At 37.3% G+C, this 25,883-nt stretch carries 13 protein-coding genes; 6 read left to right on the top strand and 7 right to left on the bottom strand.

The window, feature by feature from the left end; all coding sequences use genetic code 11:
- Nucleotides 1-71 precede the first annotated feature (71 nt).
- From EYD45_RS09580 to panC, 7 genes are all read right to left on the bottom strand, one after another.
- Nucleotides 72-4,307: a LamG domain-containing protein gene (locus tag EYD45_RS09580; protein WP_130964326.1), complete on the bottom strand. Its 4,236-nt coding sequence runs from the start codon at nt 4,305-4,307 to the stop codon at nt 72-74.
- Between the two features lie 136 nt (nt 4,308-4,443).
- On the bottom strand, nt 4,444-8,511 hold the full coding sequence (locus EYD45_RS09575; RefSeq protein ID WP_130964325.1) for a LamG domain-containing protein: 4,068 nt from the start codon (nt 8,509-8,511) through the stop codon (nt 4,444-4,446).
- A 307-nt stretch (nt 8,512-8,818) separates the two neighbouring features.
- A complete protein-coding gene (gene radA / locus EYD45_RS09570; RefSeq protein ID WP_130964324.1) occupies nt 8,819-10,177 on the bottom strand; it encodes a DNA repair protein RadA in 1,359 nt (452 codons plus the stop codon).
- Between the two features lie 2 nt (nt 10,178-10,179).
- The gene (locus EYD45_RS09565) at nt 10,180-11,328 is read right to left on the bottom strand and encodes an alpha/beta hydrolase (protein ID WP_130964435.1); all 1,149 of its coding nucleotides are present in this window, start codon (nt 11,326-11,328) and stop codon (nt 10,180-10,182) included.
- Nucleotides 11,329-11,400: 72 nt separating this feature from the next.
- Nucleotides 11,401-12,360, bottom strand: a complete 960-nt coding sequence (locus EYD45_RS09560; protein ID WP_130964323.1) for a lysylphosphatidylglycerol synthase transmembrane domain-containing protein — start codon at nt 12,358-12,360, stop codon at nt 11,401-11,403.
- Between the two features lie 4 nt (nt 12,361-12,364).
- The gene (gene panD, locus EYD45_RS09555) at nt 12,365-12,715 is read right to left on the bottom strand and encodes an aspartate 1-decarboxylase (RefSeq protein WP_130964322.1); all 351 of its coding nucleotides are present in this window, start codon (nt 12,713-12,715) and stop codon (nt 12,365-12,367) included.
- Between the two features lie 13 nt (nt 12,716-12,728).
- Entirely contained in the window at nt 12,729-13,580 is an 852-nt protein-coding gene (gene panC, locus EYD45_RS09550) for a pantoate--beta-alanine ligase (RefSeq protein ID WP_130964321.1), read from the bottom strand.
- A 108-nt stretch (nt 13,581-13,688) separates the two neighbouring features.
- Here panC and EYD45_RS09545 point away from each other — a divergent pair, with 108 nt between their 5' ends.
- The 6 genes from EYD45_RS09545 to EYD45_RS09520 all read left to right on the top strand — a co-directional run bounded on the left by EYD45_RS09545 (nt 13,689) and on the right by EYD45_RS09520 (nt 25,854).
- Complete coding sequence (locus tag EYD45_RS09545; RefSeq protein ID WP_130964320.1) at nt 13,689-14,498, top strand: glycogen/starch synthase; 810 nt, start codon at nt 13,689-13,691, stop codon at nt 14,496-14,498.
- A gap of 27 nt (nt 14,499-14,525) precedes the next feature.
- Nucleotides 14,526-16,274, top strand: a complete 1,749-nt coding sequence (locus EYD45_RS09540; RefSeq protein WP_130964319.1) for a DUF4270 domain-containing protein — start codon at nt 14,526-14,528, stop codon at nt 16,272-16,274.
- 158 nt (nt 16,275-16,432) lie between these two features.
- Entirely contained in the window at nt 16,433-18,280 is a 1,848-nt protein-coding gene (glmS, locus tag EYD45_RS09535) for a glutamine--fructose-6-phosphate transaminase (isomerizing) (RefSeq protein WP_130964318.1), read from the top strand.
- A 205-nt stretch (nt 18,281-18,485) separates the two neighbouring features.
- Complete coding sequence (locus EYD45_RS09530; RefSeq protein WP_130964317.1) at nt 18,486-21,329, top strand: TonB-dependent receptor; 2,844 nt, start codon at nt 18,486-18,488, stop codon at nt 21,327-21,329.
- Nucleotides 21,330-21,340: 11 nt separating this feature from the next.
- Nucleotides 21,341-22,885, top strand: coding sequence for a G-D-S-L family lipolytic protein (locus EYD45_RS09525; protein ID WP_130964316.1), 1,545 nt, complete (start codon nt 21,341-21,343; stop codon nt 22,883-22,885).
- 227 nt (nt 22,886-23,112) lie between these two features.
- Nucleotides 23,113-25,854 carry a 2-oxoglutarate dehydrogenase E1 component gene (locus EYD45_RS09520; protein WP_130964315.1) on the top strand — a complete coding sequence of 914 codons (2,742 nt, stop codon included), beginning with the start codon at nt 23,113-23,115 and terminating at the stop codon, nt 25,852-25,854.
- The last annotated feature ends 29 nt before the right edge of the window (nt 25,855-25,883 follow it).

Raw genomic sequence — 25,883 nt, 5'->3', positions numbered from 1 at the left:
TTATTTAAAAGAAAAAAAAGCTAAACAAATTGTTTAGCTTTTTTCATCAGTAGTTGGTTATATAGGGTTAATTAATTCTTCACTAATTTTTTAGTAATCACCTCATTACTGTCCATCCTCATCACTGCAATATATGTACCGCTTGTGGTGTTGGGCAGTTCCAGTCCGTTGCCCAGGGCTGTACCGTCCACATCCTGAAGCTCCATGATGGACTGCCCCCTGATGTTGTACAGGGTGAACCGCGTCACATCCCCATTGAGCTGTTTTGCATATAGCCTGTTCTCATCCCTGTCATAGTACACATAGTTCTCCTTTGCTGTTGCCTCATCGGTACCCAGTGTCGTAGATTCCGACTGGAACACGATCTCTAGCCTATCGTTGAACATGCCCTGTGCAGAGATAAAACTATAGGGCTGGCCGTTCCTTAGGTCGAAGTAATCGCCCGTGAGGTTGTCCCTTAGGTAAATTTCCTGATCCTCAGGCATGTTCTCCATATCCGATATCTCTATCTCAAACCCGTGGTCCCCCGATGACCTGAAGTTCAGCGGCACAACCTTGTCCGCCGTTATTTCGCCATAGGCCTGTATGTTCATGTTCTTGCCTTCCATGGAAAGGTTAAGGTCGTTGTTGCTCGCATCGTGGGTCTCCGCATCGTAGCCGTAGTCATAACCGTCCGTGGTCTCTTTACTGAAGCCCAGCAGTAGCTCCCGTTTCGTATCCGGGCCAGTTACCGATCTGAACTCCAAGCGTATCTTCTGGATGCTGTCTTTTAAAGTTTCTGATTTGGATTGATTTGATTTCCCTTTCTTGTTGCCGCCCTTCATGAACACCGAACCATTGCTGTAACTGCCATCGGCATCGGATTCCTTGATGAAGATGCGCTGTCCGTTGTTGAACTCCACATCGCCATCGGCTATGATCTCCGTGATGAAGCCCTGGCCAACCGGTAAATATCGCGTTGGCACCTTGGTGCCCTCAAGTCCACCTGTAGATGCGCCCTCAAGCCCAATGAACTGTGATGCCCTTACGGCCCCAGTTTTGTTTATCTGTGCGTAACCGCCATTGTAGGCATCCAAATTATGAGAATTACCGCTCCATTGCTGCCATAGCTGCAACGTGCCGTCTATCACCCCTACATTATCGTCTATAAACTCATGTACGTCCAGTGCCGATGGGTATGGGTTGCCTAAAAGGAACTCCGTCTTGCTCGTGCCCGCTACCGATCCCGCTCCACCACGGTCCTCAACGGTCACAAGGATGGTCCCGTTGTTGGGCTTGCCCTCAAAAATGTACTGCTGCTCAGACAATGGTACGTCCGTACCCTTCTGCGTGTAGCCCACTCCAGGGCTTATGTTACTGTTCTGGGTAATCTGCGCCCAGTCGTAATAAGTTATACCGTTTATATAGGTGTAAAGCCAATACGTGCTGATGCGGCCACTTGCACCGTAGGACGGCGTAAAGCTAAAGTTGAAACCGGACTCGTCCTTCAGCATGCGTATATTGAACGGTGAGTTGTTTGTGTTGTTGGCAGAGGTATTGTTGTCCCTGTAGCTCGTGGCACGCAAGGTGCCTATCGGCGAGGACCAATAGTTGTACCAATAGGCACTAGGCGTACCTTCTTGCCTTCGTAATATCTTGCCCTGGGATGAGGTCACCAAATCACTTGTCTCCGTCTGTACCAACTGACTGTCTCCCAATAAATCTATAGTGCCGCTTAAACTTAAATACCATGTATTTTCAATAGAATGGTCACTTGCAATTGTTAAAGTTGCTCCAGAATCTACAAGTAAACTTGAAAATGTTATGTCTTCATCAACTGTAACGTCATTTGCTATTTGTACAATACCATGTTCATTAATGGCTGTCTGGTCTTCAATATCCCAAACATCGCCATGTGCCCATGTAGACTGAGAAGACCATGACCCTGAATTTGAAGCCAAATAAGGCATAGGTGCTGTTTGCTCCTGAGCTGTTTCAATATAATTGATATAGAGTAGATTTCCATAGCTTGAATAATCCTCTGTTCTTCCAGTGACAATATTAGTCATCGGGTAATAGGCAATCAAATTGCTCCATGGTATGGTATTACTTGTACTGGTGTCGTGTATTGGCTTAATAACCATTTTACCTCTCACAACTCCTCCACTTTGTTCTATTTCTTGATATACCATTTGACTGATTTGACTGGATACAAGTGCTATATCAAACACCCTTATCTCATCAATATCACCTTTGAAATACAATTGGTCGGCAACACCCTCCGTAGAAAGTCTACCTACTTCAAAATTACCATTTGAATTTTCTGTATTTTCGATTACAGCCCCTGTATTGCTAACATTTGCAGAATTAAGTGCTTTACCATCAACATAAATTTGAACCAGACCAGTTGAACTATCATATGTCCCTGTAACATGATGCCACTCATTGAGATTAATAGCACTACATGAAACCGTTACCTCTGTATTTCCCTGGGTTTTTACAGTAAATTTTGGAGTGTTTCCATTTTCTAACCATAGTTTACATCCTGAGTCCTCTCCAACTATGACCATATCTGTTGTGTTACCTGTATCTGACTTTACCCAAGCCATTATGGTAACTGCACTTAATCCATCAATAAAAGCATCTCTGGATAAATAATCATCAACACCGTCAAAATCTATAGATGCAATTGGGGGTGGGTTAGGGCTAAATAAGTCTCTATAATCTAAATCTCCTCCAGACATTAAATCTCCATCGTTATCAGGTAGAATGGATAAATCTGTTGGATCTTCAATATCTTCGTTTACATCCCAATTTACGTCATTAACAACTGTTGTTTCAAATGCATCATCCAATCCATCATTATCTGTATCAGTACCAGTAGTAGTATTTGCCATACCATTTTCCTGTATATCATTATAGTTGTCATTATCAGAGTTTAAATCAATAAAATCTGGCACTTTATCATTATCTGTGTCTTCTGGATATATTCCAGCTCCATATGCTAAATCTATCCCCGTTACGGGATCAATAGTTCCAGTAGGTAAAATGTAGCCAATAGTTGGTTGCCCTTCAACATTATCAGGAATACCATCATCATCTGCATCTAAATCTAAATGATTAAAAAGTCCGTCATTGTCTGTATCCTCTCCTCGAACAATATTTAAAGAATTAGCATTGAAATCTAAAAATTGACATTGTGTAAATGACATACCAAATTGTCTTGTTGAGCCATATGTTCCTGTTTTTATAGCTTGCATGCGCATGGTAAAGGAATTACCAACAAATTGATAATAAGCTCTTAATACTCTTAACGTAGAAAAACCAGGTCCTTCTTGTAAACCTGATGCACTTATCTGTATATCTCCTGCACCTAAATCCAACACCTCTAAAGATGAAGGGTTATCGATACCATAAGCAGCCGCATCATGATAAACCACTGATTCTTTTAACCCACCGCTTCCGTCGCAGTCCCAGGTTATTCCATTAACTCGAAAAATCTCAGATGATGGTGTGGTGGTTCCAGCATCTACAATTGTAAACCTAAAAGTCGCACCTGGTTTTCCAGTTGCTGCTGCGGCAAATGTTAATTCCGTTTGTAAATAGGTTGGGTTGTCTACTGTATCATTATCTATGTTTGAAATAGAAGTACCCGTTAATTCCGTAATTTCCATTAATACATCGTACCCTTGAATGGAATTACCAAACCTATAAACTGCTCCAACAGTATCTATTGGCCCAGAACTCGCTGCAGCATCATAAACACCATTTTCAAATGCCAATTCTGGCAATGTACATTCAAATCTGTTTTCTCCCAGGTTTTCAATAGAATCTGGAATACCATCGTTATCATCATCATAATCCAAATTGTCTATTATACTGTCGCCATCTGTATCTGGCTGTGCACTACAAGTAGCATCCCCCCCAGACACATTAAAGTATATATTTTGCCCTGTAGTATTTGCGCCGCTACCGTTATTGTTTATAACCTCGGTACCAGCTACTGAAACTGAAACATAACTGGAACTATCCCACCCGTCGTTTGCTATATCATATAATTTGATGTAGTAGTTATTACCATTTGCAACACAGCCTAAATCATATTTGGACCCATAATCTCCTGTTGGTCCTTGTTGAGAAGTTACATAGCATTGATTGTCATCACATATGGTAGCAATTAAGTCGTTTGAAGTATTATATACCTCAAGTTTATTTTCGTAGGCATCATTATCCCACACCACAATTATTTGCACATCGGAATATTGCGAGAAACAAAAGTTAAACGCAAAACATACCAAAAACAGACTGAAAAGTAGTTTTAGTTTCATAATTAATAGATTTGGGCAAATCAAAATTACCTTATTACCAAGTAGTTATACGTTTTTTTCGTTTAACTTTTAAAAAAATCTTTTAACTACAGTTTTATCGTTGAAATGCATAATAATTTGCATTGTTATTCTTTTTTTATGGTTTCACTAATTTTTTAGTAATCACCTCATTACTGTCCATCCTCATCACTGCAATATATGTACCGCTTGTGGTGTTGGGCAGTTCCAGTCCGTTGCCCAGGGCTGTACCGTCCACATCCTGAAGCTCCATGATGGACTGCCCCCTGATGTTGTACAGGGTGAACCGCGTCACATCCCCATTGAGCTGTTTTGCATATAGCCTGTTCTCATCCCTGTCATAGTACACATAGTTCTCCTTTGCTGTTGCCTCATCGGTACCCAGTGTCGTAGATTCCGACTGGAACACGATCTCTAGCCTATCGTTGAACATGCCCTGTGCAGAGATAAAACTATAGGGCTGGCCGTTCCTTAGGTCGAAGTAATCGCCCGTGAGGTTGTCCCTTAGGTAAATTTCCTGATCCTCAGGCATGTTCTCCATATCCGATATCTCTATCTCAAACCCGTGGTCCCCCGATGACCTGAAGTTCAGCGGCACAACCTTGTCCGCCGTTATTTCGCCATAGGCCTGTATGTTCATGTTCTTGCCTTCCATGGAAAGGTTAAGGTCGTTGTTGCTCGCATCGTGGGTCTCCGCATCGTAGCCGTAGTCATAACCGTCCGTGGTCTCTTTACTGAAGCCCAGCAGTAGCTCCCGTTTCGTATCCGGGCCAGTTACCGATCTGAACTCCAAGCGTATCTTCTGGATGCTGTCTTTTAAAGTTTCTGATTTGGATTGATTTGATTTCCCTTTCTTGTTGCCGCCCTTCATGAACACCGAACCATTGCTGTAACTGCCATCGGCATCGGATTCCTTGATGAAGATGCGCTGTCCGTTGTTGAACTCCACATCGCCATCGGCTATGATCTCCGTGATGAAGCCCTGGCCAACCGGTAAATATCGCGTTGGCACCTTGGTGCCCTCAAGTCCACCTGTAGATGCGCCCTCAAGCCCAATGAACTGTGATGCCCTTACGGCCCCAGTTTTGTTTATCTGTGCGTAACCGCCATTGTAGGCATCCAAATTATGAGAATTACCGCTCCATTGCTGCCATAGCTGCAACGTGCCGTCTATCACCCCTACATTATCGTCTATAAACTCATGTACGTCCAGTGCCGATGGGTATGGGTTGCCTAAAAGGAACTCCGTCTTGCTCGTGCCCGCTACCGATCCCGCTCCACCACGGTCCTCAACGGTCACAAGGATGGTCCCGTTGTTGGGCTTGCCCTCAAAAATGTACTGCTGCTCAGACAATGGTACGTCCGTACCCTTCTGCGTGTAGCCCACTCCAGGGCTTATGTTACTGTTCTGGGTAATCTGCGCCCAGTCGTAATAAGTTATACCGTTTATATAGGTGTAAAGCCAATACGTGCTGATGCGGCCACTTGCACCGTAGGACGGCGTAAAGCTAAAGTTGAAACCGGACTCGTCCTTCAGCATGCGTATATTGAACGGTGAGTTGTTTGTGTTGTTGGCAGAGGTATTGTTGTCCCTGTAGCTCGTGGCACGCAAGGTGCCTATCGGCGAGGACCAATAGTTGTACCAATAGGCACTAGGCGTACCTTCTTGCCTTCGTAATATCTTGCCCTGGGATGAGGTCACCAAATCACTTGTCTCCGTCTGTACCAACTGACTGTCTCCCAATAAATCTATAGTGCCGTTTAGCTCAAGGTAGTTAGATACATTCAGCTGTAAATCTTCTGTCCCATTACCAACGGTAAAGATAATATCTGAGTTATCTGACCAGTCTTTTTCATCAACAATTACCGTCAATGCATGTATTCCTTCCAGAGCACCAGGGCTACTGGGCTGACTTAAAGATGTAGTAAGCGTTACGCTGTTTCTTAGATGATATATGCCCCATGTATAATTTTCATCTGAATTGGAAGTATTTTGAGATAATTCGTCTCCAGGTAACGCCCATACGTTTCCATGCAACCATGTACTCTTGTCATGCCAGTTTCCAGCTTGTACTGTTGTAAATGGCATTGGAGCTGTTTGGTCTTGCAAAGTAGTAATATTATGCAGCATCGCTGAATTATTGTTACCTGAAACATCAGGTAATGTAGCACTTACAACATCTGTCATAGGGTAGTATAACTCTAAATCGCTCCAATTACGTGAGCATACCTGACCAGGAGTGACCGCCCCTTTCAAAACACCTCCGTCATTCTCAATTTCTTGAAATACTATTTCTTGAATCTCTTCTTCAGAAAGCAATGTATTAAAAACACGTACTTCATCAATACATCCATCATAGTAAACAGAGCTACTTTCGTTTTCTCTACCTAACATAAATTTTTCAGATTGTCCAGTTAACTCACTATAAAACCCTACTATGTCGTGTCCTCCAGGATATCCTAGGTTGCGTGTATGTACCCATTTTCCATCAATAAACATGCTCGCCTCATCATTAACAAAATCAACAGTAGCAGTTACATGTCTCCATATGCCTTGTTTTAATCCGTTTGATCTTGAAAAATTTGATGTATGCGAGCCTCCTACTGAAGTTTTAAACCTTCCTGAAAACTCTAATTTAGACCCTGTTGCTTTTAATTCTAAAGCATTATCTTCTCCAAAAAGAAAAACTGTAGAGGTGTCTCCGTCACTTAAATCGTTCTTTATCCACCCCATTACAGTAACACCATTAGTATTACTCTCGCTAAAGTTCGACATCAATTCTGTACCAACTACGTAATCATCAACGCCGTCAAAATCTATGGTAGCTATTGACGGTGGATTTACATTGAATATATCTCGATAATCTAAATCACCGCCTGTTGTTAAATCGCCATTAGTATCTGGTAAAATACTTAAATCTGTAGGGTCGTCAATATCTTCGTTTACATCTAAATTAACATCATTAATCCCATTTGTTTCAAAAGCATTATCTAATCCATCATTATCTGAATCAGTACCTATAACTGAATTAGCCATACCGTTCTCTTGTATATCTGGAATACCATCATTATCACTATCAGTATCTAAATAATCTGGTGTTCCATCACCATCTGTATCTTCAGGAGTCATTCCTGTTCCATAATTATCCCACAATCCAGCATAAGGACCAGATGTATTAACTGTTCCACTTGGTTCCAAATACCCTGAAGTTGTTTGAATTTCTATATTATTAGGAATACCATCATTATCAGAATCAATATCTATTGGGGGCACACATACTAAACTATACGCAAACGTGTCTAAACCATGCGGCTCATGAGTACTAATTATTAATTGTCCAGAAATAACTATATGTCTAATTGAAACTTTACTCATTCCAGAATTCGATGTAATACCAAAAGTATTTTCAATATTTTGTCCAGCTATTACAGAAGTTTTTAAAACCCCATCAGCATCATATAAATTTATTGCCCCAACTGCATCATCTCCTATAAAATTATCATTAAAATAACCTACTAAATTACCATCAACATAAATCTCATAACTATTAACAGTTCCATTACCTGTAGTATCGAAAATATCAATCATATCAAAACTAAAAGAGCGGACTGGTGTTGTGAAATTAATATTTACAGTGTAGTAATCCCCTGCTTGAGCTCCAGTTTCTGGGTACACATAAACACCTTGACCAGAATTACCTGATATAAACCCTCCAGAGGTTGTTGTCCTCAAAACTGCTATTCTTGGAGAAGTGGTTCTACGATAGTAATTAGACTCAAAGTCTATTGTACCATTTGCAAATGTTCCAACACTTGTATTAGCACTTCCTGCTGTCCATGAACTACCTGGGAAACTATAGTCACTTGAACCATTTAGAACAATTAAAGCCTCTCCTTTAGAATAAACCTCTTGTTGAAAACCAGATTCTTGATACCCCAAACCATTAGTATTATTACCAATAGTAAAAATATTTAAACCATTTTTAGACCAAGTTACAGCATCTCCTTGTGGTGAAGCAGCTCCAGATAAAGGGGGACAAGTTGAAGTATCAATAATACCATCATTATTGTTATCTACATCAAAAGCATCTGCCACTCCATCATTATCGACGTCTTGTCCTTTTGCAATTTGAGGAAGAGATAATAATCCTATAAGCAGAATTATTAATTGTAATTTTAATTTCATAATTAATAGATTTGGGGCAAATCGAATTAATTTTATTTTAAATACTTAAACAGTTCAATATTAAGTACTAGATAACAAGCCAAAACTCGCCACATAATTTTATATAAAATGGATTAACGTGTGAAATAATACCTTGAGGGAAGAGTGTAAAATTATTTCACATATAAGTATAGCAATACCTATACCAGCGACAAATCTAGATTAAATTATCGACAAAAGCAACAAAAAATCGGACAAAAAGCGTGTTTTTGTCGATAAACAATGAATGATACGTTAATTTCTGAAAGATAAATTCAAACCTTATTCTTTAGATTATGATATCTACTAAATCCTCAATTTTAGAAATTAATTGAATTTTTATAGATGTATTTTTAAGTGAAATCTTATTGTATTTAGAAACAAAAATAGTAGAAAACCCTAATTTTTCTGCCTCTAAAATACGTTGTTCAACACGTTGTACTGGACGAATTTCTCCCGATAAACCAACCTCAGCGGCAAAACAAAAATCGTTCTGTAATGCTTCATCTTCATTTGAAGAAAGAATGGCCGCAACCACTGCTAAATCTATGGCGGGATCGTCAACAGTAATGCCACCCGTAATATTCAAAAACACATCTTTTGCTCCTAGACGAAAACCAGCGCGTTTTTCTAAAACCGCCAATAGCATATTTAACCGTTTTGCATTAAATCCTGTGGCACTACGCTGCGGAGTACCGTAAACCGCAGTACTTACCAGTGCTTGGATTTCTATCATTAACGGACGCATGCCTTCCAAAGTAGCTGCAATGGCGTTACCCGATAGTTCTTCATCTTTTTTAGAAATTAAAATTTCTGATGGGTTTGAGACCTCTCTAAGCCCTGACCCTTGCATTTCGTAAATACCCAATTCGTTTGTAGATCCAAATCGGTTTTTATGCGCTCTTAAAATCCTAAATACATAGTTCCTATCACCTTCAAATTGTAGCACCGTATCTACCATGTGTTCTAAAATCTTAGGTCCAGCAATATTTCCGTCTTTAGTAATATGCCCAATTAAAATAACAGGTGTAGCCGTTTCTTTAGCAAACTTTATCAGTTCGGTAGTACATTCCTTTATTTGTGAAATACTTCCAGAAGAGGATTCCACATAATCACTATGTAATGTTTGAATAGAATCAACGATAACGATATCTGGTTCTAATGCCTCTATTTGTTTGAATATATTTTGAGTTTTGGTCTCAGTGAGAATGTAGCAATTATTGTTTTCAGGATTAATACGTTCGGCACGCATCTTAATTTGTTTCTGACTTTCTTCTCCAGAAACGTAAAGTGTTTTATACGGTAGTTTTAATGAAATTTGAAGCAATAAAGTACTTTTGCCTATTCCAGGTTCACCTCCTAATAATGTTAACGAACCTGGGACAATCCCTCCGCCTAAAACTCTATTAAACTCATTATCTAAACTGTTTAATCGCGCTTCTTCAGAAACATCAATCTCTTTTATTCGCAATGGTTTAGAAACTCTTTTTTTAGCATTAGATGTTGTCTTCCAATCACTTTTTTCTGGTTTTTGCAATACCTCTTCGGCAATGGTGTTCCATTCTTTGCAGGCATTGCACTGCCCTTGCCATTTCCCATATTGCGCACCACAATTCTGACAAAAAAATGTTGTTTTTACTTTTGCCATAGCTAGTACCCGAAATCTTCTTTTATGGCATCGGCCAACTCCAAAACTTTATCTTTTGTTATTCCGGCAATTTCATCTAAAGTATATGCAGACTGGTAGGTTTTCATTGCTTTTTTTGGCTCTCCATTTTCTTCGTAAAATCGTCCTATATAATAATTTCCAAGTAAAGTTTTAGGGTATTGCTTTCTCGCCAGTTTTCCAAGAGCTTCATAATATTCAAATAATTCATTCTTTTCAATAGCAGCTGCAATCGCTCTAAAATCGTTTATAAGAATTGGTTTTTCTATGCCAAACAACTCGTTTATGGCTTGATACTTTTCTTCTAAATATAACACAGGAGAGATTTCCAATTCTAAAATTTCATCTTTATACTCTTTTTTGCTGATGGGTTGAAATACCTTAAAAATATTTTGAAGTGCATTTGGGATAGCATGTGCGGGCGCAGAATAATGTGTAGCATTTTCAAAGCTGTTGAAACTGTATGATACATTGTCATTTTCTAATGCGGATAAATCCGTGTGCAACGCTTCAGACATTTGCTTTAACGATTTGCTGTCTCCTTCAGCATTGGCCAAATAATAAAATAATTTAGACTCTAACTTAGATAAACTTTCAGGAATATATTCAAGCATATTAGGAGCTAATTCTGGACTAACCACGATATAACCTTGAAACAATGGCTTAGATTTTAAAAGATAGTAATTGATAAAATTTGCTGTATTACCATGACCAACGGCTACCCTAAAATTTGCAGTTCTGTAATTGGTTTCAATGTAAGGCACAAGCTCCATCCCTAAAAATTCAAAAAAGGCAGCTCCAGTTTCTACTGGAAGCGAATTTTGCTCTGAATACAAGCAGTCATCGTAACGCGTATCAACCTGATTAACCCCAACAACAATAGCTTCTGGCATATCTTCCCAATAGGAGTAATAATCTACATTGCCAGCTACTGCTTCAAATAAATAATCACCATCCAGCACAATAAAGATGGGATAACTCTTTTCTTCATTCGAGTTATATCCTCTAGGTAATTGAATTTTGATTTGTCTTTCTTCCCCTAATTTTGAAGACTGAATAGTTTCATATTTTACCTGTGCATTTATTGTGAAACAGAACAACAATAAAAAAACAAGACCAAGAGTTTTTTTCATCATGATAGCGTTTGAGATTTACAAGGGCAAGGTAATAAATTAAGATAGAGATTAAAAGCAAATATAAAATACCTATGCTGTCTTTTTTCTATTGAAAATGGGAAGGTAAATTAAAGACAGTCCTCCAAAAATGATAATCAACAAGGTTTGAGAACCCCACATAATCCAACCAAAGGCACGACTAGGGTCGTCCGGAAGATTAAATAGAGAGAACGCCAACACTATAGCTTCAGGATAAGAACCTATACCGCCATTAGTTGCCGCAATACTGAAACTTGCTGCTATAAAACCTATTAAAATAGCTGCAAAAGGAACATTGCTTGTTTCATCTAAAGCAAAAGATGTCACATAAAACATAAGGACGTACATCCCCCAAATAAAGAGTGTATGAAAAATAAATGCCCATTTCTTCTTCATTTTAAAAATACTTAGAGCGCCTTCAACCAAACCATTTACAAAGCTTTTGATTTTTAAAGCAATTTTTGATGCGCTTTTTTTAACGTATCTGAAAAAGAAAACGAGAAGTACCAAAACTCCTATCGCAGCTATTGCAATTTTTGAGGGGTCAAATTTTTCAACTAAAAAGCCATAGATAAAATCGAATTGCAGAAATAATGTTACGGCAATAATCCCCAGCATTACAATCATATCTGCGATACGTTCTGCCACTATGGTTCCAAAACCCTTTTCAAACGGCACCCCTTCATAATTTGTTAAAATTGATGCCCGTGCCACCTCTCCTGCTCTGGGAATTGTATAATTAATTAAATAGGTTGCAAAGACAGCCATGATACTGTTGCCTAATTTGATATTATAGCCCATAGGTTCTAACTGAAACCGCCAACGGTAAGCTCTTGATAAATGACTGAGCAAACCAAAGAAAACGCCTAAGAGAATATAGGTATAGTCGGCTTCTTCAAAATACTCAATAAGCTTTTCAATTGAAATTTGAGACAATGAATACCAAACCAAAAACACTCCCAATAATAGTGGGAGTGCAATAGTTAATATTCTTTTTATTTTAGGGTTCAACCTTTTATTTTAACAAGTTTGTGGTTTCATCAGGAAATACCAAAGATGGTTTAAACACTTTTGCATCTTCAATGTCCATGAACGCATAGGTTATCAGTATTAAAGTATCTCCAACCGAAACCTTCCTAGCAGCAGCGCCGTTTAAGGTAATCTCTCCACTTTTTCGTGGCCCTGGAATACAGTAGGTTTCTAAGCGCTCTCCGTTATCGTTATTAACAATTTGAACTTTTTCACCTTGTATAATATTAGCAGCATCCATTAAATCTTCATCAATAGTGATACTACCTATATAGTTGAGTTCTGCACCCGTGCATTTAACTCTATGAATTTTAGATTTTACTACTTGAATTTGCATGTGGCAAAGGTAATTAATTTAATGCGATATTATCAATAAGTCTAATCTCGCCAGCATATGCAGCTATAAATGCTCTATACTTTTTTTTGTTTGATTTTCGTTTCACTGGTTTTAGGGTTGATGTGTTGGCTATTATAAAATATTCTAACTCCAACAAATCGTGCTTTTTAAACTGATAATCAACCCATTCCGTTACTTTACTAGCACTTTTTGTGCCAAATTTTGTTTTGGCAGTTTTTAACGTTTTATAGATAAAAGGTGCAGCAGCCAAATACTCAGGTTTTAGTCTTGTATTTCGCGAGCTCATGGCTAAACCATTGGCTTCTCGGTGAATTTTACAACCAATAATTTTTACAGGTAATCGGGCCTTTTCAACAAGTTTTCTAATAATTTGGAGTTGTTGAAAATCCTTTTCTCCAAAATAGGCTTTATTTGGTTTTACGATTTCGAAAAAGCGCTTCACAATGGTACCAACACCATCAAAATGCCCGTGGCGAAATTTACCTTCCATTTCAAATTCCAAGCCATCAAAATCAAACGCTTCTGATTCAGTCTTGCCTTCATAAATATCATCCACTGTTGGTGCATAAACAATTATGGCATCCTTACTCACCGTTTTCAGTAATTCTACATCTTTTTCTAGGGTTCTTGGGTACTTATCTAAATCGGTTTTATTGTCAAACTGAGTTGGGTTCACAAAAATACTAACTACCACTAGATCGTTTTCCTTTAAAGCCCTAATTACCAGTTGTAAATGGCCTTCGTGTAGCGCTCCCATAGTCGGCACCATCCCAACAGATAATGCCTCGGATTTTAATGCTTCAATCGCACTACTGATTTTATTTTTTTCAGTGTAAATCTTCACTTTTTTACAAAAATTAATGCGTGCAAACTTAAGATTTTACGGGGACTTTGCATAAAATTTTGTACTTTTGCGTGTTTTTATTTTTGAATCTTCAAAAGCAAACCATATATGAAAGATAAGAGGATATTGTATGTATCATCTGAAGTAGTGCCTTATTTACCTGAAACTGAAATTTCTTCAATGTCATTCGAGGCTCCGAGAATGGTTAACCAACAAGGTGGTCAAATTAGAATTTTTATGCCAAGATATGGCAATATTAATGAAAGAAGACATCAATTACATGAGGTTATTAGATTATCAGGAATCAATCTTATAATTAATGATTTGGATATGCCTCTAATTATAAAAGTAGCATCCATACCAAAAGAACGTATTCAGGTTTATTTTATTGATAATGATGAATATTTTAAGAGAAAAGCAACCTTGACCGACGAAAACGGAGAGTTGTTTTCGGATAATGATGAACGTGCCATTTTCTTTGCAAAAGGTGTAATAGAAACAGTGAAGAAACTTAATTGGTCTCCAGATATTATACACATACATGGATGGTTAGCGTCATTATTACCTCTATACTTAAGAGAATATTATAAAGATGAGCCTCTTTTTAATGAGAGTAAAATAGTTACTTCAGTATACAATCAAAGTTTTAACAATACGTTAAACAAAGATATGGTCAATAAGATTAAATTTGACAACATAAATGAAGAAGCTATAAAGCCGTTAGAAGAGCCAACATACAATAATCTTATGCAAGTTGCTGTGGATTACTCTGATGCTTTAATTATGGGTTCTGAAGTTTTACCAGAAAATTTAGAAAAGTATATTAAAGATTCCAACAAACCAGTATTGGAATACAAAAGTAAAGATGAATTTGGGGAAGCCTACACACAGTTTTTTAACACTGAAGTCCTAGGTTAGTACACCAAATCGTCTCTGTAGAGATTTATGAAGAAGATATTTAAAGCCCCAAGCTGTGCTATTACCCTGTTTGTTTTTATACTAGCCGCAGTAAGTTGTGATAGCGAATACAGCTCTATTGAAAGTGATGTTTTAGGAGAGAATAATTTTAATTTTGATGCAAATCAGCTAGAAATACCTATCAAAACCTACAATAAAAATTTGTCAGGGCAACAAATTAATGGTTTAACTGGTTACTTACTTGGTTATTTTAATGACCCTATTTACGGAGAAACCACCGCAAGTATTGTTACACAGGTATTGCCATCAAGTTTTCAAACAAATACGGCAACCATGTTTGGCACAAACCCTGTGATTGAGTCTGTTACGTTAACCATACCTTATTTCAGTTCGCAAATAAGTGTAGATGCAGATGGAAAACCTTCATACCGTTTAGATTCCCTGTTTGTTAAGAACAATGATCCAGAAAATATTAAGCCTATAAATATTAAGGTTTATGAGAACACTTATTTCTTACGAAACTTTAATCCAAACGATCCAGAAAGCAATTCTCAAAACTATTTCTCTAAAGCTGATGCATCCATAAACAATACTGATAATTTTGCTAAAATTGAAAGTTCAACAATTAATTTTGATGAGCACTTAGGTCAATTGTTTTATAGTAGCACTTTTACCATATCTCCCGCTGCTAGGGAATTAAAAACTGGTACAGGTACAGATGCTACAACTTCTTATTTACCACCGGCTTTGGAACTTGAATTAGCTACCTCTCCAGAAAGCAAAACACGGTGGAAGTCATTAATATTAGATCAAGCAGGTTTGCCTACACTAAGTAATTCAAACAATTTTCTAAACCATTTTAGAGGTTTGTATTTAAAAGCCCAATCCATAGGAGCTGATGGAAGCATGATACTATTGAATTTTTTGGATAGTGGAGCTACTATAACAATAAACTATTCCAGTGAAGATGGAGATGATGCTGACAACGAACGAGATACTGGAAGCTATGTTTTAAATTTTAATGGTAATAGATTGAATACATTTATAAATAACTATAATTCCTTATTACCTACTACACCAAACACTACAGAAGGCGACGAAAACCTATATTTAAAGGGTACCGAAGGCTCTATGGCTGTTATTGAACTATTTAATGGTGCCGGTAATTGCGGTAGTAGCGCTCTTGAATGTTTTAAAGAGTTTTTTAGAAAAACAGATGAAAACGGCAATGTTTTAGACCCAGTAAATGAGCAATACCAACTTAAAAGACTCATTAACGAAGCGCATCTTGTTATTTATGAGGATGAATCTTTCATAAAACCAGATGATCCCAAAGACCCTAATGGTGAAGATTATCATAGACACGACAGATTATACCTGTATAATTTAGAAAACAACGCCCCTATTTTAGATTATAATACGGATGTTACAGCAGATGCCAGCAATCCTTTAGGTTCTAGAGTCTTTAGCTTAGGTCAGAGAATCACTGACGATAATGGTGCGTCTAGATACAAATTGAAAATTACAGATTTATTAAATACAATCTTGATAAGAGATATTGATGTTACTAAACTAGGACTAGTACTTACTAATAATGTTAATGTTAATTTAAATTCTGAGTTACTAAACAGTACAGATGATGTTACTGGTATTCCTTCCACAGCTGTTATTACACCAAGAGGAAGCGTACTACATGGCAGCAATACCACAGCTACCACAACTGATGGTACTAGTAAAAAATTACGCTTAGAAGTATTTTATACAGAATCTCAGTAACGCAACAAGTCCTAGAAAGACTAATTTTAGAATCTAATTGCAAGCTGAATCGGTTTTTATCGTGTAAAATAACACGTTTATATAAATATTACAGGTTATCAGTATTTATTTTTCATATTTGTAATCAATTAAATAACCCTAAAATCAAATAAGAAACTATGTGTGGAATTGTTGGATATATAGGACACAGAGAAGCATACCCAATTGTTATAGAAGGACTAAAAAGATTAGAATACCGGGGATACGACAGTGCAGGCATTGCCCTATTCGATGGTACGGATTTAAAAGTATCCAAAACCAAAGGTAAAGTTTCTGACTTAGAGGAGCGCGTGGAAACCCAAATTTCCAAATCTGGAAACCTAGGTATTGGGCATACGCGTTGGGCTACCCATGGTGTGCCAAATGATGTGAACTCACATCCTCATGTTTCTAATTCGGGTGACCTTGTAATTATCCACAATGGTATTATTGAGAATTACGAGTCTCTAAAAAAAGAGCTTATCAAAAGAGGATACACGTTTAAATCAGATACAGATACTGAAGTACTTATAAATCTTATAGAAGAAGTTAAGACTATAGAAGGAGTTAAATTAGGTAAAGCAGTTCAAATTGCTTTAAATCAAGTTGTTGGAGCATATGCAATTGCCGTATTTGACAAAAACAAACCAGAAGAAGTTGTGGTGGCACGCCTAGGAAGTCCACTTGCGGTTGGTATAGGCGAGGATGAATTCTTTATTGCGAGTGATGCTTCTCCGTTTATAGAATATACTAAAAATGCGATTTATCTTGAGGATGAAGAAATGGCTATTATTAGATTCCATAAAGGTATTAAGGTCAGAAAAATAAAGGACGATTCTTTAGTTGACCCATACATCCAAGAACTTCAGTTAAACTTGGAGCAAATTGAAAAGGGAGGCTATGAACATTTCATGCTAAAAGAAATCCATGAGCAGCCAAAAGCTATAACTGATACATTTAGAGGGCGATTGTTAAGAGATGAAGCCATCATAAAAATGGGCGGAATTGAAGACAACATGAAAAAGTTCCTCAATGCTAATCGCATCATAATTGTAGCCTGTGGAACGTCATGGCATGCAGGACTAGTGGCTGAGTACATTTTTGAAGATTTAGCACGAATTCCTGTGGAAGTGGAGTATGCATCAGAATTCAGGTATAGAAACCCAGTTATTACAGAAAATGATGTACTTATAGCAATCTCACAATCTGGAGAAACTGCAGACACGTTAGCCGCAATTAAAATGGCAAAGTCCAAAGGTGCATTTGTATTTGGCGTATGTAACGTTGTGGGATCCTCAATTGCCAGAGAAAGTGATGCAGGAGCTTATACGCACGCTGGTCCTGAAATAGGGGTTGCATCTACCAAAGCATTTACAACACAAATTACAGTTTTATCACTAATTGCATTACGTCTTGCTAGAGCAAAAGGCACTATTTCAAGTTCTGATTTCCGTCGCTATTTATTAGAAATGGAAATGATTCCTGAAAAAGTAGAAAAAGCTTTAGAATCTGATGCACATATCCAAGAAGTTTCTGAAATTTATAAAGACGCCGCTAACTTCTTATATCTAGGTAGGGGCTATAATTTCCCTGTTGCACTTGAAGGCGCATTAAAATTAAAGGAGATATCATATATTCATGCTGAGGGCTATCCTGCAGCAGAAATGAAACACGGACCAATAGCACTAATTGACGAAAATATGCCAATAGTAGTTATAGCTACTAAGGCAGAACACTATGACAAAGTAATTAGTAATATTCAAGAAATTAAATCTAGAAAAGGTAAAATCATAGGAGTAATAACCGAAGGGGACACCATAGTTAGAGATCTTGCAGACCATGTAATTGAGGTACCTGATACGATCGAAGCTTTATCTCCATTATTAACAACTATTCCGCTGCAATTATTATCATACCATATTGCAGTAATGTTAGATAAAAATGTGGATCAGCCACGTAATCTCGCAAAATCTGTTACTGTAGAGTAATATTTTTCTGAATGAAGTGATAAATCAAAACCTTTATTCTATTTTATTTATCCTTATTTTTCGCACTATTTTTTTATTAAAAGTGTAAATTTTAATGCATTTTTTTATTAAAATGTACTATGCGCGCATAATTTTTTCATATTTTTAGCGCGAACTTGCTTATTTATAATAGTAGGCTAACTCCTAAAAAAACTAATTTTAATAGATGAAAACAATTCTAAAACTTACTTTGTTTTTGTTTTGTGCTGTATCATACACACAAACAACAATCTCGGGAACCGTTAAAGATGATAGCGGTCAACCCATCCCAGGCGCCAACGTTATAATAGTTGGCACCACTACTGGAACAGTTACAGATTTTGATGGTGGTTTTACTTTAACTACAAATCAAAACCCACCCTTTACTGTTCAAGTGAGTAGTGTTGGCTTTGAATCATTTTCACAAGAAATAACGTCCAATAGTCAAAATATTGATGTTATTCTTAATGAAGGAACAGCTCTAGATGAAGTTGTTATTTCAGCCTCAAGAACTCCAGAGCGAATTTTTGAATCTCCAGTCACCATTGAAAGGTATGGTCTCAAAGCAATTAAAAATACTGCCTCGGCTGAATTCTACGACGGACTGGAAAACCTAAAAGGCGTTGATATCAACACTAACAGTTTAACGTTTAAATCTATCAACACAAGGGGTTTTGCAACTTTCGCAAATACACGTTTTATGCAACGTGTGGATGGAATGGATAATGCCGCTCCTGCACTAAACTTCCCCCTTGGTAATTTGCTTGGTATGGTTGAGACGGATGTACAAAGCGTAGAGTTACTCCCTGGAGCAGCCTCTGCTTTATACGGTGCCAATGCGTTTAACGGTATTTTATTTATGACAAGTAAAAACCCTTTTGACCACACAGGGATTAGCGGTTATATTAAAGGAGGCGTTACATCACAAGAAGCTGCTGGAAATAATGAGTATAAAGACTATGGCATAAGAGCCGCACATAAGTTTAGTGATAAATTTGCGGCAAAAGTAAACTTTAGCTACTTACAAGGTACGGATTGGGTTGCAAATGACACCAGAGGTAAAGATAGAAGCAACACATTTATCAAGCCAAATAGTACTCGTGAGAATGATATTGATTATGATGGTGTTAATGTTTACGGGGATTTGGTAAGCACTAACCTAAGGAATGTTAAAGAGAGTCCTACATTTTTAGCTAATTTACCTAATCCTGCTTTGGCTAATTTGATCCCTGATGTTAATGTAAGTAGAACTGGATATGACGAAGCAGACCTTACAAATTACGATGCAAAAAGTATAAAGGCCGATTGGGGATTATTCTACCGCCCTTGGGAAAACGATTTTGAAATTCAATACGTGGGTAAGATAGGTTCTGGTTCTACTATCTATCAAGGTTCAAATAGATATTCTATTAAAAATTTCTTTCTACAACAGCATAAAATCGAAGTAAAGAATGACAATTTCTTCATTAGAGGATATGTAACAGCAGATAATGCTGGGGATTCTTACGATATGGTTTTTACTGGTGTAAACATCAATAGACAATGGAAAAGTGATGACCAATGGTTTGGAGAGTATGCAGGGGCTTTTATACAAGGTACTTTAGCTGGTTTAAATGCAGACCAAGCCCATGCTGCTGCAAGACAGGCAGCAGATACTGGGAGATTTGAACCTGGAACTCCAGAATTTCAACGTGCTTTTGAAACTGTAACTAACGATCCTGATATTTTAACAGGAAGCCAATTAAAAGATGAATCTAAAATTTATCATTCAGATGCTAATTATAATTTTAGCCACTTAATTGATTTTGCTGAAATTCAAGTAGGTGGGTCTTACAGAAAATATGTTTTAAATTCATTCGGATCTATATATACTGATGCTGAAAGTGAAATCCCATACTCTGAAGTTGGTCTCTACACTCAAATTCAAAAGAAATTTTTAGAAGATGATCGTCTTAAAGTAACAGCATCATTACGCTATGATAAATCAGAGCTTTTTGATGCGTTCTTTTCGCCAAGGCTTTCATTAGGGTATAACATTGGTGAAGATAACAACCATAATATTAGGGCTTCTTTCCAAACTGGTTTTAGAAACCCAGATACTCAAGCCTTGTATATAGGTTTCAATGTAGGTCCAATAACATTAATTGGTAGTGCATTTGATAATCCAGAGCGTTTTACTAGAACAGTAAGTGGAACGCAGATATCACCTACAGGTCAAGCAATTTTGGGTACCGATACATTTACATATAATGGTACAGGAGCTTACAACAACTCCTTTACAAGAAGCTCTGTAACTGCCTTTGCAGCCTCACAAAACCCAGCAGATTTGCAAATTGCCAATCCAGAATTGGTTAACCCTGAGCAAGTGAGCTCTTTTGAAGTAGGGTATCGTGGTAAAATAGATAGAGTTATTGTTGATTTCAGTGCTTACTATAATCAATATCAAGACTTTATTACTACTGTAGATGTGGTTAATCCGTTTTATGGTGATGTAGAATTATCTCAGACTTTTCCCGTTGGTGGCAACCCAACACCTCTTGCTGTTATAGCATTAGCTAATAATGATTTCCAAGCTTACAGAGCATATACGAACACTACGGAAGAAGTTAATTCTTATGGAGCTTCATTAGGTGTGTCTACAAAAATATTTGGTGATTACGATTTAGGCATGAATTATACATATGCTAAACTAGACTTCGACAGACAGGCTAATTCTGATTTTCAAACAAACTTTAACACACCAGAGCATAAGTTTAAAGCTACTTTTGGTAATACAGATTTATTCAAAAACTTTGGTTTTAATGTAGCTTGGAGATGGAGCGACAATTATGTTTGGGAAGCCTCTTTTTTAACTGCAGATGTACCAGCATATCATGTTCTTGATGCACAAATAAACTTTAGAGTACCAAGTCTCAAATCATCTTTCAAGGCTGGAGCTACAAACCTTTTAGGAGATGAATACTTTACAGCCGCTGGAACTGGATTTATTGGATCGCAGTACTATGTATCTTGGACAATTAATAACCTATAAATAAAAAAACTATGAAAATTAAATATATATGGCTTTTCACACTGTTAATTGGTTTTATATCATGTGATGAAGTAGAAAGCCCAATTCCCGAAGCTGAAGCACTTCCAGAATTAACATCTGGATCAGCAGATTTTTCAAATTTTGTTGCCGTTGGAGCTTCATATACTGCTGGATTTTCAGACGGAGCTTTGTTCAAAGCAGGACAGGAAAATTCGTTTACGAATATGCTATCACAACAATTTGCAAAAGTAGGTGGAGGAGCATTTAATCAACCTTTAATGAATGATAATATTGGAGGATTACTTATTGGTGGTATGCCAAATCCTAGATTTCAACCAAGATTATTTTTTAATGGCGCTGGTCCAGTAAGATTACCTGCTACACCAACTACAGAGGCTACAAGTGTATTATCTGGCCCTTTTCAAAACTTAGGGATTCCTGGTGCTAAAAGCTTCCATTTTTTATTTGATGGGTATGGAAATCCCGCGAATTTAGCTTTAGGTTTAGCCAACCCTTATTATGTAAGAATAGCTACCAGTCCAACATCTACTGTTTTAAATGACGCAGTAGCGCAAAACCCTTCATTTTTTACATTAACCTTTTTAGGTGGTAATGATTTCTTAGGGCATGCTACTTCTGGTGCAGATGACTCTAATCCTTTAACGCCAGTGGATGGTCCTGCTGGAGTTGGATTTTCAGCTTCATACACGGCGGTTGTAAATGCTTTAACTGCCAATGGTGCCAAAGGAGTAATTACTACACTTCCTGACCTAGCAGATATTCCATTCTTTACAACAGTACCAAATAATGCATTAGTTTTAGATGCTGCTACTGCTGCACAATTAACAGGAGTTTTTCAAGCTGTAAGTGGTATTTTTCTTCAAGGAGCAATATTACAAGGCGTTCCTCCTGCGCAAGCACAAGCTCTTGCTGCACAATATGCCATTACGTTTAATGAAGGGCCTAACAGATGGATTATTGACGTACCTGTTACACAAACCAATCCTTTAGGATTTAGACAAATGACTGAAGAAGAATTATTGGTTTTAAGTATAGATCAAGCGGCTCTAGCCCAAGGTTATGGCACAGTAGCTCTAACACCTGAAGTATTACAAGTTTTAGGTTTATTACAACAAGGCGGCACGCCAACACCACAACAAGCAGGCTTAGTTTTAGCCGCTGTAAACGGTATTGATGATAAAGATGCTTTAGACAGTGATGAAATTACAGAAATACAAACTGCTATTGATGGTTACAACGCAACCATAGAAAGTATAGCAAGTTCAAATGAAAACATTGCATTAGTTGATTTGAACCAATTATTGAAAGATGTTGTAAATGGAGTAAATTTTGATGGTTTTAATCTCACCTCGAGTTTAGTAACTGGTGGCACCTTTAGTTTAGATGGAATACATTTAAATGCGAGAGGTTATGCTTTAGTAGCCAAGACATTTCTTAAAGCTATAGATGAGACATTCGGTTCTAACTTTATAGAATCTGGAAATGTACCTAAAGCAAGTAATTTCCCAACAAATTATTCGCCAACACTTCAATAAATAAATTTTTACTTTTTAATATAAAAAACATCTTCATATCCCGAAGGTGTTTTTTGTTTCTAATAATACATTTCAAAACTATTATGATAAAAAATTAACGCTATTTAAAAGGTATTGTTAAAACTTATAGTTCAATCTACAAATGTGTTCAAACAACTATCTAATTTTATCAAAAGGTTGTATTTTTGAGAAATCTTTTTCATCTAATGTGAAAGCACAAGAATACAATGGATAAATTTTCCTTTTTAAACGCTGCACACACGGCATATTTTGCGGATTTATACGAGCAATACTTACAAAATCCCGATAGTGTTGAACCCAGCTGGAGAGCATTTTTTCAAGGTTACGATTTTGGTACAGAAAATTACGGACTTGATGGTGAAATATTAGAAGGTGTAACCACCCAAATACCTGAGCATATACAAAAGGAATTTCAGGTTGCCAGATTAATTGATGGTTATAGAGGCCGTGGTCACTTATTTACCAAAACCAATCCTGTTAGGGACAGAAGGACATATACACCAACTCTCGCAATAGAAAACTTTGGATTATCAGAAAGTGATTTAGATACTGTTTTCAATGCTGGTGAAGTTTTAGGTATTGGTGCTCAAACGTTAAGAAAAATTTTAGAGCATCTTGAACTCATGTATTGCGATTCCATCGGCGTAGAATACATGTATCTTAGAAATCCAGATGTTATTAAATGGTGGCAGGATAAATTAAATGTTAATAATAATCATCCTAACTATTCAGAAGAAAGGAAAAAATATATTCTTTCAAAATTAAACCAAGCGGTTACTTTCGAGAATTTCTTGCAAACAAAATATGTAGGGCAAAAACGTTTCTCCTTAGAAGGAGGTGAATCCTTAATACCTGCCATAAGTAACACGCTATACATGGCAGTGGAAAAATATGGCGTAAAAGAATGTGTACTAGGAATGGCGCATCGTGGAAGGTTATCTACCCTAGTTAATATTTTTAGAAAACCGCTACGCGAGTTATTTAGCGAATTTGACGGTAAAGATTTTGAAGATGAAAATATTGACGGCGATGTAAAATACCATTTAGGATTAACGCTTAATAAAACCTATCAAAACGGAAAATCAATTAAAATGAATTTGGTACCCAACCCTTCCCATTTAGAAACTGTAGGGCCCGTTGCTGAAGGTATTACACGTGCAAAAATTGATGATGATTACGATGGGGACGATTCCAAAATTATTCCAATACTAGTTCATGGTGATGCTGCCATTGCTGGCCAGGGCATTGTTTACGAAGTTGGGCAAATGAGCCAGTTAAATGGTTATAAAACCGGAGGGACCATTCATATTGTGGTAAATAATCAAATAGGATTTACCACTAATTATCTTGATGGGCGGTCAAGTACCTACTGTACTGATGTTGCCAAAGTAACCCTTTCACCGGTAATGCACGTAAATGCCGATGATGCTGAAGCTGTGGTGCATGCTGTAGAAATGGCGTTGGATTACAGAATGCGATATAAAAAAGATGTATACATAGATTTGTTAGGTTACAGAAAATATGGGCATAACGAAGGAGACGAACCTAGATTTACCCAACCAAATTTGTACAAAAACATTTCAAAACACCCAAATCCTTTCAAAATATATTCTGATAAGTTAATTGCGGGGAATACTATTGATAGATCTTACTCTGACGGCATAGTTTCAGAATTTAAGAACACTTTGGAAAGCGAATATGAAAAAGCTAAAGAAGCAGATTCATCAAAAGTACGTGAGTTTATGCAAGAGCGTTGGGATGGGTTTGAACGCAAAGGTGTTAACGCTATGCTAGAGAGCGAAAACACCACCTATTCTGAAGAACGCTTAAAGCATATTTCAAAAGTGGTTTCTACCGTTCCTGAAGGGCAAAAGTTTTTACGCAAAGCGGAACGGATTCTGCAAGGGCGCGCTAAAATGGTTTTTGAAACTGATACTCTAGATTGGGGAATGGCAGAAACGTTAGCCTATGGCAGTTTGATGGAAGAAGGGTATAATGTGCGCATCTCGGGTCAAGATGTAGAACGTGGAACATTCAGCCATCGTCATGCTATTTTGAGAGATGTTATTTCAGAAGAACGCGTAAACTTATTAAACACTAACCCAAACAATAAAGGCAAAATGGATATTTTTAATTCCTTTTTGTCTGAATATGGGGTACTTGGATTTGATTATGGATATGCCATGGCAAACCCAAACACATTAACTATTTGGGAGGCACAATTTGGTGATTTCAGTAACGGCGCTCAAATTATATTCGACCAATATCTATCTGCAGCAGAAGACAAATGGAAGGCTCAAAACGGTATTGTAGTGTTGTTACCTCATGGGTATGAAGGACAAGGTTCTGAGCATTCATCAGCAAGAATGGAACGCTATCTACAATTGTGTGGAACCGATAATATGATTGTTGCTGATTGTACCACACCTGCCAATATGTTTCACTTGTTAAGACGACAAATGAAACGTGATTTTAGAAAACCTCTTATTGTTTTCACACCAAAAAGTTTGTTGCGCCATCCTAAAGCGGTATCATCCATAAGTGAACTTGCCGATGGACAGTTTAAAGAAGTAATTGATGATACAATCGATACAAAAGCAGTTGAAAAATTGGTATTCTGTACTGGGAAGTTCTATTATGACTTATTGGCTAAACGTGAAGAAATAGATAATAACACCGTTGCTTTAGTAAGAATAGAGCAGCTGTTCCCATTACATTTAGATAAAATTCAGAAAGTAATCGACAAATATCCTAATGTCAAAAAATACGTTTGGGCTCAGGAAGAACCAGAAAATATGGGAGCTTGGAGTTACATGTTACAACGTATGAATTTAGTACAACTTGAAGTAAATTCACGACCATTTGCTTCGGTTCCTGCTCCAGGTTCTAGTACGCGAGACAAAAGAAGGCAACAACGTGTTATCAATAAAGTATTTGATATAGAATAAGAATAAACCGAAATACAATTAAAATTATT

This window comes from Hyunsoonleella flava, assembly GCF_004310325.1.
GTDB lineage: Bacteria > Bacteroidota > Bacteroidia > Flavobacteriales > Flavobacteriaceae > Jejuia > Jejuia flava.
The sequence above is the reverse complement of the archived record's forward strand: the minus strand, read 5'-3'. Positions and strand labels throughout refer to the sequence as shown.

Excerpts from the sequence above, each read along its gene's own strand:
- EYD45_RS09580 (WP_130964326.1), bottom strand. The coding sequence starts at position 4,307 with ATGAAACTAAAACTACTTTTCAGTCTGTTTTTGGTATGTTTTGCGTTT.
- EYD45_RS09575 (WP_130964325.1), bottom strand. The coding sequence starts at position 8,511 with ATGAAATTAAAATTACAATTAATAATTCTGCTTATAGGATTATTATCT.
- radA (WP_130964324.1), bottom strand. The coding sequence starts at position 10,177 with ATGGCAAAAGTAAAAACAACATTTTTTTGTCAGAATTGTGGTGCGCAA.
- EYD45_RS09565 (WP_130964435.1), bottom strand. The coding sequence starts at position 11,328 with ATGAAAAAAACTCTTGGTCTTGTTTTTTTATTGTTGTTCTGTTTCACA.
- panD (WP_130964322.1), bottom strand. The coding sequence starts at position 12,715 with ATGCAAATTCAAGTAGTAAAATCTAAAATTCATAGAGTTAAATGCACG.
- EYD45_RS09545 (WP_130964320.1), top strand. The coding sequence starts at position 13,689 with ATGAAAGATAAGAGGATATTGTATGTATCATCTGAAGTAGTGCCTTAT.
- EYD45_RS09540 (WP_130964319.1), top strand. The coding sequence starts at position 14,526 with ATGAAGAAGATATTTAAAGCCCCAAGCTGTGCTATTACCCTGTTTGTT.
- glmS (WP_130964318.1), top strand. The coding sequence starts at position 16,433 with ATGTGTGGAATTGTTGGATATATAGGACACAGAGAAGCATACCCAATT.
- EYD45_RS09530 (WP_130964317.1), top strand. The coding sequence starts at position 18,486 with ATGAAAACAATTCTAAAACTTACTTTGTTTTTGTTTTGTGCTGTATCA.
- EYD45_RS09525 (WP_130964316.1), top strand. The coding sequence starts at position 21,341 with ATGAAAATTAAATATATATGGCTTTTCACACTGTTAATTGGTTTTATA.
- EYD45_RS09520 (WP_130964315.1), top strand. The coding sequence starts at position 23,113 with ATGGATAAATTTTCCTTTTTAAACGCTGCACACACGGCATATTTTGCG.